Below are 14,922 nucleotides of genomic sequence, written 5' to 3'. Positions count from 1 at the left end.
GACATCCGCTTCCCCACCTCGCGCGAACTCGACGGCTCCGACGCGATGAACCCCGACCCCGACTACTCGGCGGCCTACGTGGTGCTGCGCACCGACGCCGCGGACGGCCACGAGGGGCACGGCTTCACCTTCACCATCGGGCGTGGCAACGATGTCCAGGTCGCCGCCATCGGCGCACTGCGCCGGCATGTGCTGGGCCGGCCGGTCGCCGAGGTCTGCGCCGACCCCGGCTCGCTCTTCCGCGACCTCGTCGGCGACAGCCAGCTGCGCTGGCTGGGGCCCGAGAAGGGCGTGATGCACATGGCGATCGGCGCGGTCGTCAACGCGGTCTGGGACCTCGCCGCCAAACGCGCCGCCAAACCCCTGTGGCAGCTGCTCGCCGACGCCGAACCCGAATGGCTCGTCGGCCAGATCGACTTCCGGTACATCACCGACGCCCTCACCCCCGAGGAGGCCCTGGCCATCCTGCGCCACGGCCGCACCGGCGCCGGTGAACGCCGGGCCCGGCTCCTGGAGCGCGGCTTCCCCGCCTACACCACCTCCGCCGGCTGGCTCGGCTACGACGACGAGAAGCTCGGCCGGCTCGCCGCCGCCGCGGTCGCCGAGGGCTTCACCCAGATCAAACTGAAGGTCGGCGCCGACCTCGACGACGACGTACGGCGCTGCCGCACCGCCCGCGCGGTCGTCGGACCGGACGTGCGCATCGCCGTCGACGCCAACCAGCGCTGGGACGTCGCCGAGGCCATCCGCTGGACCAGGGCGCTCGCCGCGTTCGACCCGTACTGGATCGAGGAGCCCACCAGCCCCGACGACGTCCTCGGCCACGCCGCCATCCGCGCCGCCGTGGCCCCCGTGAAGGTCGCCACCGGCGAACACGTCCAGAACCGCATCGTGTTCAAACAACTCCTCCAGGCCGGCGCCCTCGACGTCCTCCAGATCGACGCGGCCCGGGTCGGCGGCGTCAACGAGAACCTCGCGATCCTGCTGCTCGCCGCCAAGTTCGGCGTGCCCGTCTGCCCGCACGCGGGCGGTGTCGGGCTGTGCGAACTCGTCCAGCACCTCTCGATGTTCGACTACCTCGCGGTGTCCGGCACCACCGCCGACCGGGTCATCGAGTACGTCGACCATCTGCACGAGCACTTCACCGACCCGGTCGTCGTCCGCGCCGGCCACTACACCGCGCCCACCGCGCCCGGCTTCTCCGCGGCCATGCGACCGGAATCCATTGCGCGCTTCACCTACCCCGGGGGAAGCTTCTGGGCGGCCGACCCGCAGACCCAGCAGGACCGCGCGGCCCGGGACGCCGCGTGAGGAGCGGCACGAGAAGCGGCACGAGGAGCAGTACGGACATGGAAGGACGGACCCGATGAACGACTTCGTGGGACTCAGCGCCCTGGTGACCGGCGGCGCCTCCGGCATCGGCCGGGCCACCGCCGACCTCCTCGCCGCGCGCGGCGCCGAGGTCGTCGTCCTCGACCTCGACCCCTCCGGCATCGCCGCACCGCTACTCGGCCGCAAGGCCGACGTCACCGACGACGCCTCGGTACGGGCGGCCGTCGCCGACGCGGCCGCGGAGCTGGGCGGCCTCGACGTGCTGATCAACAACGCCGGGATCGGCGCCCAGGGCACCGTGGAGGACAACGACGACGCGGAGTGGCACCACGTCTACGACGTCAACGTCCTCGGCATGGTCCGCACCACCCGCGCCGCCCTGCCCCATCTGCGCCGCTCACGGCACGCCGCGATCGTCAACACCTGCTCCGTCGCCGCCACCGCCGGGCTGCCGCAGCGCGCCCTCTACAGCGCCACCAAGGGCGCCGTCCTCTCCCTCACCCTCGCCATGGCCGCCGACCACATCCGTGAGGGCATCCGGGTCAACTGCGTCAACCCCGGTACGGCGGACACCCCGTGGATCGGCCGGCTCCTCGACAAGGCCCCCGACCCGGACGCGGAACGCGCCGCTCTCGAGGCCCGCCAGCCCATGGGACGCCTGGTCTCCGCCGAGGAAGTCGCGGCCGCCGCGGCCTACTTGGCGAGCCCCCTGTCCGGCGCCACCACCGGCACCGCCCTCGCCGTCGACGGCGGGATGCAGGGCCTGCGGCTGCGCCCGGCGGGCCGGTGAGCCACCCGGCGCCCGGGTGACCCGGTGAGCGCCGTCCGGGCCGGCGGCCGGGGCGGCACGTCGTCGCGGGTGCGCACCCGGCGCCCTGAGCCCTGTGCCCTCCGCCCTCCGGCGGTGCTCTCACTCACCGTGCGCGGGTGGCGGCGCCCGGTCATCGACCGTGCCACGATCCGCCTCCTGTGAGACTCTCTCACTCGAAGAACCGGACAATTCCTGGCAAGGTGGCTCCATGGCTGATCGGGGAGCGAACGCCCCGTCACTCCCGGACGACTGGCCCGCCCGCCCGGATCCGTTCCTGGCGCTCAACGGGACGGGGACCTTCGACTGGGACCTCGACACGGGGCTGTCCCGCCTCGACCCCCGTGCCCACGAGATCTTCGACCTGCGTCCCGAGGAGTACGACGGCCACCCCGAGTCCCTGGCGATCCGCATCCCGGCGGCGGAGGCGAGCCGGCTGGACGCCGTGGTGTCCCAGGCCATCAAGGACGGCAGCGAGAACTACGGCACCTACCTCCGCATCCGCCGCCGCGACGGCTCCCCGCGCTGGACCCACGTCCAGGGCCACATCCGGCGGGACGCCACGGGCCGCCCGCGCCGGGTCCTCGGCCTCGTCCGCGACGCCACCCGGGAACTCGCCGACAGCGAGGCCCGCAGCCTGCGCACCGCCCAGGACGCCGCGCAGGACGCCACCGCCCGCCGCCAGCGGGACATCGTCCAGGCCGTCACCGTCGCGCTCTCGCACACCCGTACCGTCCAGGACGTCATCGACGTGCTCAACGACACCCACGGCGTCCCCCACCTCGGTGCCACCACCCTCGTCATCGGCCTGCTGGAGGCCGGCCGGATCCGGATGATCGCGCCGGGCCCCGCCGAGACCGTGGTCCCCGGCACCATGGTCACCCGTGTCGACGAGCCGTACCCGATGAGCGAGGTCGTCCAGACCCTCAGCCCGCGCTTCATCGAATCGCCCGAGGAGTTCGCCACCGGCTACCCCATACTCTGGACACGCATCGCGGACCTGGGGATCACCTCCGCCGCCTATCTCCCGCTCATCGCCCAGGCCCGCCCCATCGGCGCCATGGGCATCCTCTACGGCGACCGGCACGGCTTCTCCGCCGACGAGCGCACCACACTGATCGCACTCGGCAGCAGCATCGCCCAGAACCTCCAGCGGGCCATGCTCTACGAGCAGGAGCGGGACCTCGCCCGGGGCCTTCAGCAGGCGATGCTGCCGCGCACCATCCCCAGCGTCCCCGGCGCCGACGTCGCCGTCCGCTACCGTGCCGGATCCGCCACAAAAGCCCCCGGGCGGGACATCGGCGGCGACTGGTACGACATCGTCCCGCTGCCCGGCGGCCGGGTCGGCGCGGTGATCGGCGACGTCCAGGGCCATGACACGCACGCCGCCGCCGTGATGGGCCAGCTGCGCATCGTGCTGCGCGCCTACGCCGCCGAAGGGCACCCGCCGGCCACCGTGATGGCCCGCGCCTCCGTCTTCCTGCACGAACTCGACACCGACCGCTTCGCCACCTGTCTGTACGCGGAGGCCGACCTGGTCACGGGGGTGGTCCAGATGGTCCGGGCGGGCCACGTGGACCCGCTGATCCGGCACGGCGACGGCAGCTGCCGCCGGGTGGCCGTCGAGGGCGGACTGCCGCTCGGCCTGTCCGCCGCGTTCGGGCGGCTCGCCTATCCGGTCGCCACCGTCGAGCTCGATCCCGGCGAGACACTGCTGCTGTGCACCGACGGCCTCGTCGAACGCCCCGGCGCCGACCTCGACGACGGGTTGCAGGCGCTCGTCACGGCCGTCGCGACCGCCCCGGACGGTGCGCACGGCGGGGTGGAGGCGCTCGCGGACCGGCTGATCGACATGGCCGAGGAGCGCGGCGGGGACGACGACGTGGCCCTGCTCCTGCTGCGCCGCCGGGCGCAGGAGGCCCCGCGGTCCGGCGGACGGCTCCGGCAGCACGTGGCCCCGGGCGACCCCGAGGCGCTCCGGGAGGCCCGCCACATGATCCGGGCCGCCGTGCGGGCGTGGGGCGCCCGGGACCGCGCCGACGAGGTGGAACTGGTCGCCGACGAGCTGATCACCAACGCCCTGATGCACACCGAGGGCTCCGCGATCGTCACGCTGCGGATGCCGGGCGGCTTCGGGCAGCGGCTGCGCGTGGAGGTCGAGGACTGCTCCAGCGCCCTGCCCCGCCCCCGCCACGCGGGGGAGTCGGGCGTCTCCGGCCGCGGCCTGCTCCTCGTCGACCTCCTCAGCGACGTCTGGGGCGTGGAGGCGCGCGGCGGCGGCAAATGCGTGTGGTGCGAGTTCACGGTCCCGCCCCGGCCGTGAACCGGTGGGCCACCGCCCCCGACCGCCGCCCCGGCGTCGCCTAACGCTGCTTCAGCGTCACCAGTTTGTCGCCGTCCGCCGTACGGACGTCGTAGTGGTCGATCTCGTCCGAGTGCATCGCCGAGCCGCCCTGGACGGTGCTGGGGCCCGCGCCGCCGTCCGGCATGGTCCAGGTGGTCACCGTCTGCTCGTCGCCGTCCGCGCCGACGGCGATGAGCCGGCAGGCCCGCGGGCCCGTACCGTCCTTGATGGTGAGCCGCACATCGCTGCCCCACTCCGCGTCCTCCGTGACGACCTGTGCCCACACCCCCGTCGTGGCGTCGGTGGCCGTGACCCGCGCGGGGCCCGTGTCCGGAGCCGCCCACAGGGCCAGCCCGGGCCCGGCCACGGCGAGCACGACCGCGGCGGCGATCGCGTACAGCGAGCGGCGCCGCCGGGCGCGATGACGCCGTGACACCTCGGCCGCGAGCCGCTCCAGCAGCCGGGGGCCGGGCTGTGCCGCGGGATGCACGGAGTGCGGCGTCGCCCGGCGGTAGAGCAGCAACTGCCGTGCGGTCGGGCCGAATTCGGTCACGTCCGTCGTGCAGCTGGGGCACTCCATCAGATGGTCCTCGAAGCGGAAGGCGTCCGCCTCGTTCAGCACGCCGAGAGCGTAGGCGCCGACGTCGCGATGCCGTTCCAGGGACCTCATGCCGAATCCTCGTGCCGTTGGGTGGGGGTGGGGTCACTCCTTGCTCCCACCGGTACGCACCAGACCCCCGAATCACTCAAGGCCCTTGTCGAATCGCAACCTGGGGATTCGGAGCCGTCCGGCCCGCGGATTGGCCGCGGGCCGGAACAGCCGGGAAGCAGCCCCTGCCGACGGCCCGGAGGAGACGGCGGCGACGGGCCGGAGGGGCGGGTGACAGCGAGCCGGGAGGGGTGGACGGCGGCGGGTCGGGGCGGGTGGACGGTGCCGGTCGGCAGCGGTCGGCAGCGGCGGGTGCCGTGGGGTCAGAAGAGGTGGATCGCGAGGTGTCCCAGCGGCAGCCCGAGCTGCCAGGCGGGCGTCCACACCTGCGGTCCGTCGTCCTCGCCGGTCACGGCCGTGCCGTCCGGCACCGCGTCCAGGTCGGGCGCCAGCAGCTCGGTCTCCTCCAGCCAGCGCCAGGCCTGCTCGGCCAGTGCCAGGTCGGCCGACGGGGTGCCCGACTTCCTTGCGCCTTCGGCGAGTTCGCCCATGCGTGAGCGCACCCAGTGCTGCCACGGCTGGTCGTACGCCGTCAGTGAGAGCCAGGTCTCCAGCTGGGTGACCACCCGGATCCCGGACAGCTCGCCCTCGGTGTCGGACAGGAAGACGGTCAGCGCCAGCGCGTCGCGGCCGGCGCGGAACTCGAAGGACGTCGGCGGCATCAGATCCCCGGTGCGCAGCAGCTCGTCCGCGATGTACTCGGCGTACAGCCAGGCCATGGGGACGCTCAGTTCACCGCCGCCGGTGCCGTCCGTGCTCTCTTGACCTCTGTGCAGCATCGCTTCCTGCCTTCCTCCGGTGCGTGCGCGTCGCCCGGGTGCCGGAGCCGTGCCGTGCGGTTCCCCGCCGCCCGGGGGCGGGCGGGGGAACCGGCGGCGAGGCCACCGTCCGGAACACGGATGAAGACAGCTCATGGCCCAACCGCGATCCTCAGCAAGGCGCTTTACCGAGGTTTGACCTGACTCACGGTTTCAGCGCAGGTCGGCCGCATAACCCGGAAGCACCCGGCGCAGGGCGCGCAGCGCGTAGTACGCGCGGGACTTCACGGTACCGGCTGGAATTCCCAGCGTTTCGGCTGCTTCCGCCACACTCGCCCCGTGGAAGTACACGAGCACCAGGACTTCACGGTGCTCCGGAGTGAGGGTCTTCACAGCCTGCCGCACGTCCAGGGTCGCGGCGGACCGTTCGGCGTGGTCGGCGATCACCCGGGAGTTCTCCAGGACCGCGTCGCCGACCTCGGCGGGCCGTGCCTGGCGGGCCCGGCGCGCGTCGATCGCGAGCCTGCGGCCCACGGTCATCAGCCAGGGCCGTACCGAGTCGAAGGTGTCGGCGCGCAGCGCCTCGGGGTGCTGCCAGGCTCGTACGAGCGTCTCCTGCACGAGGTCCTCGGCGCGCTGCCGGTCGCCGTCGCACAGGCGCAGCAGCAGGGCGAAGAGGGGGCGACCGTGCTCGCGCTGGAGGGCGGCGAGTTCGTGCTCGGCGGTCGTCACGTCGGTGAGGGTGGTGGTTCCGGCCGTCATGGCCGTATGGCACCCCAGGGGGCCGTTCCGGGACAGAGTGCGCACACGGATGTGCGGCGGACGGTCGATCGCGTCGACGAACGGTACGACGAACGGTTACCGGCGGTCCGCCAAGGGTCCGGTCGGGTTAACCGGATGGGCTGATGGGGCCCTGGTGCCGTTTGGGGGTGTCTGCCGTGTCGTACCTATGCGTTCGTAATTCGTGCGTAATTCCTGAAATAGGAAAAGATGCGGTACGACTTCAGAGGTGACAGATGATCACACGTAGCCGGAAACTCGCCCTGGCCCTCACCGTCGTCCTCGCCGCGGCGGCCGCCTGCCAGGCACACCAACGCGAGCAGGCCCGCGCCGGGCACCCCGCGCCGCCCACCGCCCGCGGCTTCACCCTGGTCGCCTCCGGTGACGTCCTCGCGCACGGCTCCGTCATCGACCGCGCCCGCTCCGACGCCGGCGGCACCGGCTACGACTTCCGCCCCATGCTCGCCGGTATCGAGCCCGTCGTCTCCCGTGCCGACCTCGCCCTGTGCCATATGGAGACCGTCTACGGTGCCGACGGCGACTACACCGGCTACCCCACCTTCAAGTCCCCGCCGCAGATGGCCCGGGCCCTCGCCGCGACCGGCTACGACGGCTGCTCCACGGCCTCCAACCACACCCTCGACGACGGTGCCGACGGCATCCGCCGCACCCTCGACGCCATGGACGCCGCGGGTCTGCGGCACGCCGGATCCGCGCGCACCGCGCAGGAGGCCCGTACCGCCACCGTCCTGCGCGCCGGCACCGCGAAGGTCGCCCACCTCGCCTACACCTTCGACACCAACGGCTTCCCCCTGCCGCCCGGCGAGCCCTGGGCCGTCAACCTGACGGAACCCGCCCGCATCCTCGCCGACGCGCGCGCCGCCCGGAAGGCGGGCGCCGACGTGGTCGTCGTCTCCGTGCACTGGGGCACCGAGTGGCAGGACGAGCCCGACGAGACGCAGCGGACCCTGGCCCGCCGGCTCACGGCCGCCCGGACCGCCGGCCGCCCCGACATCGACCTGATCGTCGGCACCCACGCGCACATCCCGCAGGCGTACGAGAAGGTCAACGGCACCTGGGTGGTGTACGGCATGGGCGACCAGATCGCCGGTGAGATGACCAACGACGCGGGCGTCCACGACCCGCGCGGCAACCAGTCCACCGTCGCCCGTTTCGCCTTCGCCCCGCCCGCGCGGCCCGGCGCCCGCTGGCAGGTCACCCGGGCCGAGTTCGTCCCGCAGCTCTACGACACCGGCACCGGCCGCGTCGTGAACCTCAACCGGGCGATCGCGGGGGACGCCGGTCTCACCGCGGTCCGCGACCGCATCCGCGAGGTCGTCCTCAGCCGGGGCGCGGCCGAAGCGGGCCTCGTCATGTCCGACTGACGGCCCTGCCCGGCCCGCCGGGTCCCGGCCGAGGCGGGCGGTGGCGGTCAGGACCCGTGGCGGTGCTCCCGGGTTCCGGCCGATCCGCCGGACAGGCCTACGGCACCACCGTCACCGGCCAGCGGCCCGCCTTCACCAGGCGGATCGCGACCGAGCCGACGATGCGGTGGCCCGCCTGTTCCGAGGCGCCCACCACCACCGCGTCCGCCTTGAGCTCGTCCGCCGCCTTCACCAGCCCGCTGTAGGGGTCGCCGGGGAACGTGTGGAACTCCCAGCGGAGATCGAATATCCCCTTGGACTGCTCCGCCGACCTGCGGATGTACGCGATCAGGTCCTCGGCGATCCCACCCGTCGCCTCCGCGACCGGCGCGCCCATCGCCGCGCCCGCCGCCATCACCGGCTGCACGTACACCAGTGCGAGCAGCGCGCGCTGCCGCCGGGCCAGGCCCGCGGCGTACGCGGCGGCGCGAAGAGAGGACTCGGAGCCGTCCACACCGACCACGATGACCTTCGGGCCGTCCGTACCCCGTTCGAACCGGGGCGCGCGCTTTTCCATCACGGGGCGAGAGTATCCGAAGCTCAGACCCCCTAGAAGCCGCCCCGGGACCGTTCGACGGGCGAACGGTCCCGGCCCTTCCTACAGTCGGAGGCATGACTGCCACCGCGGGTTCCGCCGCGGCCCAGGGCCCAGACCCGCTGCGGTCGCCCGGCGGCGGCTTCGCCGGCAAGGTGCCCGAGGGCATCGCGGTCTTCTTCGGTGCCCTCGGGCTGCTCTGCCTGCTGCTCGCCCTCGTCGCCCCGCTGCGCGGTCTGCTGCACCCGGTCGTCCGCGACCTCGACGTGCTGATCGTGCCGGTCAGCGCCAACCTCGCCTACGCCGTCTTCCTCTTCCTGCTGGCGGCCGCCACCGCCGCCCGCAAGAAGATCGCCTGGTGGCTGGTGGTCGTCTATCTCGGCCTGGTCGTCGTGACCGACGCCCTCGGTCTCAGCCTCGGTCTCTACTTCGAGTCCGTGCCCTCCCTCACCGTCTGCGGCGTCGCCCTGGTCCTGCTCGTCGTCGCCCGCCGCGAGTTCTACGCCGCCTCCCGGCGCGGCGCCGTGTGGCGGGCGCTCGCCGTGCTGTGCGCCGGCCTCGCCGCGGCGGTCCTGGCCGGCTGGGCCCTGGTGTCGCTGTTCCCCGGCACCCTGCCCGAGAGCCAGCACCTGGCCTGGGCCGCCACCCGGGTGCTCGGCGGCCTGGTGTCCGCCCGCTCCTTCGACGGGCGCCCGCCGCACGCCCTCTACTTCCTGCTCGGCCTGTTCGGCGCCCTCGCCCTGCTGAACGCGGCGGCCACCCTCTTCCGCTCCCAGCGCCTGGAAGCCGCCCTGCACGGCGACGAGGAACCCCGCATCCGCGCCCTGCTGAGGGCCTACGGCGACCAGGACTCCCTCGGCTACTTCGCCACCCGCCGCGACAAGGCCGTCGTCTTCTCGCCCAGCGGCAAGGCGGCCGTCACCTACCGCGTCGAGGCCGGTGTCTGCCTCGCCAGCGGCGACCCCGTCGGCGACCGCGAGGCGTGGCCGCACGCCATCGCCGCCTGGCTGGACGTGGCCCGCCGCTACGCCTGGGCGCCCGCCGTGATGGGCGCCTCCGAGGACGGCGCCACCGCCTTCACCCGCGCCGGCCTCGGCGCCCTCCAGCTCGGCGACGAGGCGATCCTGCACGTCCCCGGCTTCGACCTGGACGGCCGCGACATGCGCGTCACCCGGCAGGCCGTCCACCGGGTCCGCCGCACCGGCGCGACCTGCCGCGTCCGCCGCCACGCCGTCCTCACCGACACGGAGACGGAGGAGATCGTCGGCAGGGCCGACGCCTGGCGCGACACCGAGACCGAACGGGGCTTCTCCATGGCCCTGGACCGGCTCGGCGACCCCGCCGACGGCGACTGCCTCCTCGTCGAGGCCCTCGCCCCCGACGGGACCCTCCTCGCGCTGCTCTCCTTCGTGCCCTGGGGTCGCGACGGCGTCTCCCTCGACCTGATGCGCCGGGACCGCGCCGCCCCCAACGGCGTCATGGAGTTCATGGTCGCCGAGCTCTGCGCCGCCGCCCCCCGGCTCGGCGTCCACCGGATCTCCCTCAACTTCGCCGTCTTCCGCTCCGTCTTCGAGGAGGGCGCCCGGATCGGCGCGGGTCCCGTGCTGAGGCTCTGGCGGCGGCTGCTGCTGTTCTTCTCCCGCTGGTGGCAGCTGGAGGCCCTGTACCGCTCCAACGCCAAGTACCGGCCGGAGTGGTACCCCCGCTTCCTCTGCTACGCCGAACCCGCCGCCCTGGCCCGTATCGGCCTCGCCTCCGGCATCGCGGAGGGCTTCGTCTCCGTACCGTCCCTGCGCAAGCTGTGGGGCAAGGGGCACCGCACCCGGCGCGGACCGCGGCCCGCCAGCACCGAGGGACTGCCGTCCCTGTCGGCCCTCGGCCTCGAAGGATCCGGCGCGCCGGAGGGCCCCGCCGGCGCCGCCCTGCCGGGAACGGCCGCGGCCCCGGCACCCGAGCAGGTACGCGAGCGGCACCGCAAGGCCGGCCTGCTGCGCGCCGGCGGCGCCGACCCCTACCCGGTGGGTGTCCCGCCGCCCACCCACGCCCTGGCCGCGGTCCGCGCCGGCGACGAGGTGCGGGTCGCCGGCCGGATCATGCTGGTGCGCGACTTCGGCGGCATCGTCTTCGCCGTCCTGCGCGACTGGTCCGGCGACCACCAGCTCGCCCTCACCCGCGACCGCACCGGCCCCGCCGCCCTCGACCGCTTCAGGACCGTCACCGACATCGGCGACCACATCACCGCGACCGGCCGCGCCGCCCCCAGCGACCGGGGCGAACCGACCGTCTTCGTCACCGGCTGGCAGCTCACCGGCAAATGCCTGCGCCCGCTGCCCGACAAACGCCACGGCCTCACCGACCCCGAGAGCAGGGTCCGCCACCGCTCCCTCGACCTGGTCGTCACCCCCGGCGCCCGTGAGGTCCTCCGCGCCCGCTCCACCGCCGTCCAGGCCCTGCGCCGGGGACTCCTGGACCGCGGCTTCCTGGAGGTCGAGACCCCGATCCTCCAGCAGATCCACGGCGGCGCCAACGCCCGCCCCTTCACCACCCACATCAACGCCTACGACCTCGACCTCCACCTCCGTATCGCCCCCGAGCTGTATCTGAAGCGGCTGTGCGTCGGCGGTCTGGAGAAGGTCTTCGAGCTGGGCCGCACCTTCCGCAACGAGGGCGTCTCCCACAAGCACAACCCCGAGTTCACGATGCTGGAGGCGTACCAGGCGTACGCCGACTACGGCGTGATGCTCGACCTCGCCCGCGAGCTGATCCAGGGCGCCGCCACCGCCGCGTTCGGCGCCCCCGTCGCCCGCCGGGACGGCACCGAGCACGACATCTCCGGGCGCTGGCCGGTCAGAACCGTGCACGACGCGATCTCGGACGCCCTCGGCGAGCGGATCGACGCGGACACCGGCCTCGCCGTCCTCCACCGGCACTGCGACCGCGCGGGCGTCCCGTACACCGCCGGTGACGGCCCCGGTGACATCGTCCTGGAGATGTACGAGCGGCTCGTCGAGGAACGCACCACGCTGCCCGTGTTCTACAAGGACTTCCCGACCGACGTCTCCCCCCTCACCCGGCAGCACCGCGGCGACCCGCGGCTCGCCGAACGCTGGGACCTGGTCGCCTTCGGCACCGAACTGGGCACCGCCTATTCCGAGTTGACGGACCCGGTCGAGCAGCGCCGCCGTCTCACCGCCCAGTCGCTGCGGGCCGCCGGGGGAGACCCGGAGGCGATGGAACTGGACGAGGACTTCCTCGACGCGCTCGAGTACGCCATGCCCCCCACCGGCGGCCTCGGCATCGGGGTCGACCGCCTCGTCATGTTCCTCACCGGCCTGACGATCCGCGAGACGCTGCCGTTCCCTCTGGTCCGCCGCCGCTGACCGCCCGCCACGCGCCGGGCGGCTGCCGGCCGGGCGGCTGACGTGCCGTCGGCGGAGGCACCGGGCCGGGCTGCCGGGGTGCTGGTCCGGGCGGGTGCTTTCCTGCCGCCGCTCCGGTGTCGCCGTGAAGAGTAACCCTCTTATCGGGTGACCAATTAATCATGAAGAAGGATCAGATGCTTACGCGTCGCCGGGTCTTGCTCGGCGGCGCCACCACCCTCGGAGCCGCCGGGGCCGGCGCCGCCGGGCTGCTGCTGACCGGCTCGTCCGGCACCCCCGCCGCACGCCCGGCCGCCCCCGCCGCCGGCCCCCAGGCGCGCGTCGCCCTCAGACCCTCCGCCTACCGTCTCCAGCCCCTGACCGGCTACGGCCCGCCGCACGCCGCGCCCGCCCCGCTCGCGGTGCGCCAGGAGGCGTTCGTACGGATGCCGGGGCGCGGCCGGACCATACTGCTCACCTTCGACGACGGCCCCGACCCCCGCTACACCCCGAAGATCCTCGACACCCTCGCCCGCTACGGCGTCCACGCGACCTTCTTCGTGTGCGGCGAACAGGCCTCCGAGAACCTGCGGCTGCTGGGCCGGATGGCCGACGAGGGGCACATCGTCGGCAACCACACCTGGTCCCACCCGCTGCTCACCGCCATGAGCCGGGACGGGATCAGCTCCGAGATGACCCGTACCAGCAAGGTCATCGAGAGCGGCTACGGCGAACCGCCCCGGTGGTTCCGCGCCCCCTACGGCGCCTGGAACCGCACCGTGTTCCGACTGGGCGCGGAACTGGGCATGGAGCCGCTGGCCTGGACCGTCGACACCAACGACTGGGCCACCCCCGGCACCGGCAGCATCGTGCGCAGCGTCGAGAACGGCGCCGCCCCCGGTGTCGTGGTGCTGTCCCACGACGCCGGGGGCGACCGCTCGCAGAGCGTCCAGGCGCTGAGCGACTACCTGCCCCGGCTCCTGGACTCCGGCTACCACCTGACGGTGCCCCGCCGGAACACCTTCTGACCCGGACGCCGTCCGCGCGGAGAGCCGCCCGGCCGGGGACCGCTGGACCGTTCAGCGGACCTCGGCCAGGCGGGCGAAGACGACGACGTTCCCGTCGTAGCCGTTCTGCTTCGAGAAACCGCCCCCGCAGGTGATGACCCGCAACTCCGGTGCGCCCTTGGAGCCGTAGACCCGGTCGCCGGGGAAATCGCTCTTCTCGAAGACCTCGATCCCGTAGATCTCGAAGACCGCCGTCCTCCCGTCCCGGCGCTCGACCTCGACGCGGTTCCCCTTCTCCAGCGCCCCGAGACCGTAGAACACGGCCGGTCCACGGGCGTTGTCCACATGACCCACCACCACGGCGGTGCCCTTCTCGCCGGGCGACACGGCACCGGTGAACCACCCCGCCATGTTCTGCTCCTCGGGCGGCGGTGCGCCCACCCACCCGTCAGGGTCCAGACCGACCGGCATGACCGGCGCGTCGACCCGGATCGCCGGGATCCGGACCCGGGCGGCGGGCGAGAAGCCCAGCGCCGCCGGGGCGCCCGTGCCCGGCGGCGCCTGGGAGCCGCGGCTGTCCGGGGCCGCGGCGGAGGCCGGCTGCGGCGGGCCCACGTCGAACTCGCCCGAACCGTTCCGGATGAGCGCGAGGCCGGTCAGCAGCACCAGCGCTATCACGCCCCAAGGAGCGCGCTTCCGGCGCCGCTCCTCCTCTTCGGCGATCTCGGCCAGCTCGGACGCAGACATTCGCTTCCCCTCTCGACGCGGCCGTCGCCACGTCCGTCGCGCATACGGAAACGCTAGGTGCCGCACGGAGAACCGGCGACGGGGAAAGGTACGAACGGGTGGCCGCGCCGCCGTCCCGGCGCTCTCCGGTGCCCGGCATTCCGGCATTCCGGCATTCCGGTTTTCCGGGTATTCCGGCGTTCACCGTTCCGGGGCTTCCTGCTCTCCCGGTTCCCGCTCTGCGTCTTCCGTCCGGGTGAGGCGGGATGCGCCGTCCGGGCCGCGCCGCCGAGAAATCTTCTGACGGTTCGTGACCTGCGGCGATATCAGATCCGGTGGCAGATGCCCGGCGTGTCGGCTCACCAGGACGGACGATCGCCGAAATGCGGTCGCCCGCACGTCATCTGAGGGTCTTTCCGGGAGGTGCTTACTCGCCGATCTACCGGGGACGGGTCCCGGGGCGCCTTCCGCGGAGGAACACATGCGTACTACTCGTGCCCTGGCGGCCTCGGCCGTCGCGGTCGCCGTTCTCGGCCTGGCCGCCCCGGCGGCCGGCGCCCGGGACGGCATGGGCGGCGGCGGTGGGGGTGCCGGACCCAGCAACATCGTCGCCCTGCCCAGCGTCATCGCCCGCGGCGGACAGCTCTCCGTCACCGTCGACAACTGCCCCACCGGCGGCACCATGACCTCCGACGCCTTTCCGACCTCCTCCCTCACCCCGGTCGGCGGCTCGAGCCGGATGGCCAGGGGCACCGCGACCGTCAGCCGCAACGCCGTCCCGGGCCCGCACAGCATCACCGTCAACTGCAACGGCCGCACCCTCACCAACCCGGCCGCCTTCACCGTCATCGGCGGTGTCCACGGCGGCCTCGGCGGCGCCAGCGGCACCGGGACGACGCCGACGGACATGGCGATCGGCGGCGGCCTCGTCGCGGCCGCGGCGGCCGGGGGCGGCCTGTTCTGGATGCGCCGCAGGACGGAGCGGAGGGTCTGACGGCAGGGTCGCGCGGAGGGGCGGCTCGTTCGCGCGGGTGTGACAGGCCGTCGGCCCGGATCCGGGCCCCCCGCCGGTCAAAGCCGGCGGGGCCGGGGGGGACCCCCCCCGCGCCGCGGATGCGGGAGTGGCGGGAAGCCCCCCCC

The 14,922-nt window shown here is 73.7% G+C and carries 12 protein-coding genes; 7 read left to right on the top strand and 5 right to left on the bottom strand.

The features are described from left to right. The first annotated feature begins 3 nt into the window (after positions 1 to 3). The 3 genes from ABZ862_RS17955 (at position 4) to ABZ862_RS17945 (ending at position 4,463) form a co-directional block, all read left to right on the top strand. Entirely contained in the window at positions 4 to 1,311 is a 1,308-nt protein-coding gene (locus tag ABZ862_RS17955) for an enolase C-terminal domain-like protein (protein WP_360959366.1), read from the top strand. 55 nt (positions 1,312 to 1,366) lie between these two features. Next, a complete protein-coding gene (locus tag ABZ862_RS17950; protein ID WP_360958975.1) occupies positions 1,367 to 2,122 on the top strand; it encodes an SDR family oxidoreductase in 756 nt (251 codons plus the stop codon). 229 nt (positions 2,123 to 2,351) lie between these two features. After that, on the top strand, positions 2,352 to 4,463 hold the full coding sequence (locus ABZ862_RS17945) for a SpoIIE family protein phosphatase (protein ID WP_360958972.1): 2,112 nt from the start codon (positions 2,352 to 2,354) through the stop codon (positions 4,461 to 4,463). A 40-nt stretch (positions 4,464 to 4,503) separates the two neighbouring features. Here the strand turns inward: ABZ862_RS17945 and ABZ862_RS17940 are convergent, their stop codons facing one another. From ABZ862_RS17940 to ABZ862_RS17930, 3 genes are all read right to left on the bottom strand, one after another. Continuing rightward, on the bottom strand, positions 4,504 to 5,154 hold the full coding sequence (locus tag ABZ862_RS17940; protein WP_360958969.1) for a zf-HC2 domain-containing protein: 651 nt from the start codon (positions 5,152 to 5,154) through the stop codon (positions 4,504 to 4,506). 302 nt (positions 5,155 to 5,456) lie between these two features. Further along, positions 5,457 to 5,972, bottom strand: coding sequence for a hypothetical protein (locus ABZ862_RS17935; RefSeq protein ID WP_360958966.1), 516 nt, complete (start codon positions 5,970 to 5,972; stop codon positions 5,457 to 5,459). Between the two features lie 192 nt (positions 5,973 to 6,164). Then, positions 6,165 to 6,713 (bottom strand): sigma-70 family RNA polymerase sigma factor, encoded by a 549-nt coding sequence (locus ABZ862_RS17930; protein WP_360958964.1) that lies wholly within the window; start codon positions 6,711 to 6,713, stop codon positions 6,165 to 6,167. Between the two features lie 254 nt (positions 6,714 to 6,967). On the opposite strand from ABZ862_RS17930, the gene ABZ862_RS17925 reads away from it, so the two are divergent. Beyond that, positions 6,968 to 8,116, top strand: coding sequence for a CapA family protein (locus ABZ862_RS17925; RefSeq protein ID WP_360958962.1), 1,149 nt, complete (start codon positions 6,968 to 6,970; stop codon positions 8,114 to 8,116). A gap of 97 nt (positions 8,117 to 8,213) precedes the next feature. Here the strand turns inward: ABZ862_RS17925 and ABZ862_RS17920 are convergent, their stop codons facing one another. Beyond that, a complete protein-coding gene (locus tag ABZ862_RS17920) occupies positions 8,214 to 8,675 on the bottom strand; it encodes a universal stress protein (RefSeq protein ID WP_360958959.1) in 462 nt (153 codons plus the stop codon). Positions 8,676 to 8,767: 92 nt separating this feature from the next. Here ABZ862_RS17920 and lysX point away from each other — a divergent pair, with 92 nt between their 5' ends. Both lysX and ABZ862_RS17910 read left to right on the top strand, forming a co-directional pair. Beyond that, positions 8,768 to 12,070: a bifunctional lysylphosphatidylglycerol synthetase/lysine--tRNA ligase LysX gene (lysX, locus tag ABZ862_RS17915; protein ID WP_360958957.1), complete on the top strand. Its 3,303-nt coding sequence runs from the start codon at positions 8,768 to 8,770 to the stop codon at positions 12,068 to 12,070. Between the two features lie 161 nt (positions 12,071 to 12,231). Continuing rightward, positions 12,232 to 13,077 (top strand): polysaccharide deacetylase family protein, encoded by an 846-nt coding sequence (locus ABZ862_RS17910; RefSeq protein WP_360958954.1) that lies wholly within the window; start codon positions 12,232 to 12,234, stop codon positions 13,075 to 13,077. 51 nt (positions 13,078 to 13,128) lie between these two features. Here the strand turns inward: ABZ862_RS17910 and ABZ862_RS17905 are convergent, their stop codons facing one another. Then, positions 13,129 to 13,803 (bottom strand): class F sortase, encoded by a 675-nt coding sequence (locus tag ABZ862_RS17905; RefSeq protein ID WP_360958951.1) that lies wholly within the window; start codon positions 13,801 to 13,803, stop codon positions 13,129 to 13,131. A gap of 460 nt (positions 13,804 to 14,263) precedes the next feature. Here ABZ862_RS17905 and ABZ862_RS17900 point away from each other — a divergent pair, with 460 nt between their 5' ends. Next, positions 14,264 to 14,776, top strand: a complete 513-nt coding sequence (locus tag ABZ862_RS17900) for a hypothetical protein (RefSeq protein ID WP_360958949.1) — start codon at positions 14,264 to 14,266, stop codon at positions 14,774 to 14,776. The last annotated feature ends 146 nt before the right edge of the window (positions 14,777 to 14,922 follow it).

The sequence above is a fragment of the Streptomyces sp. NPDC047000 genome, from assembly GCF_040644295.1.
Taxonomy (GTDB): Bacteria; Actinomycetota; Actinomycetes; order Streptomycetales; family Streptomycetaceae; genus Streptomyces.
The sequence above is the reverse complement of the archived record's forward strand: the minus strand, read 5'-3'. Positions and strand labels throughout refer to the sequence as shown.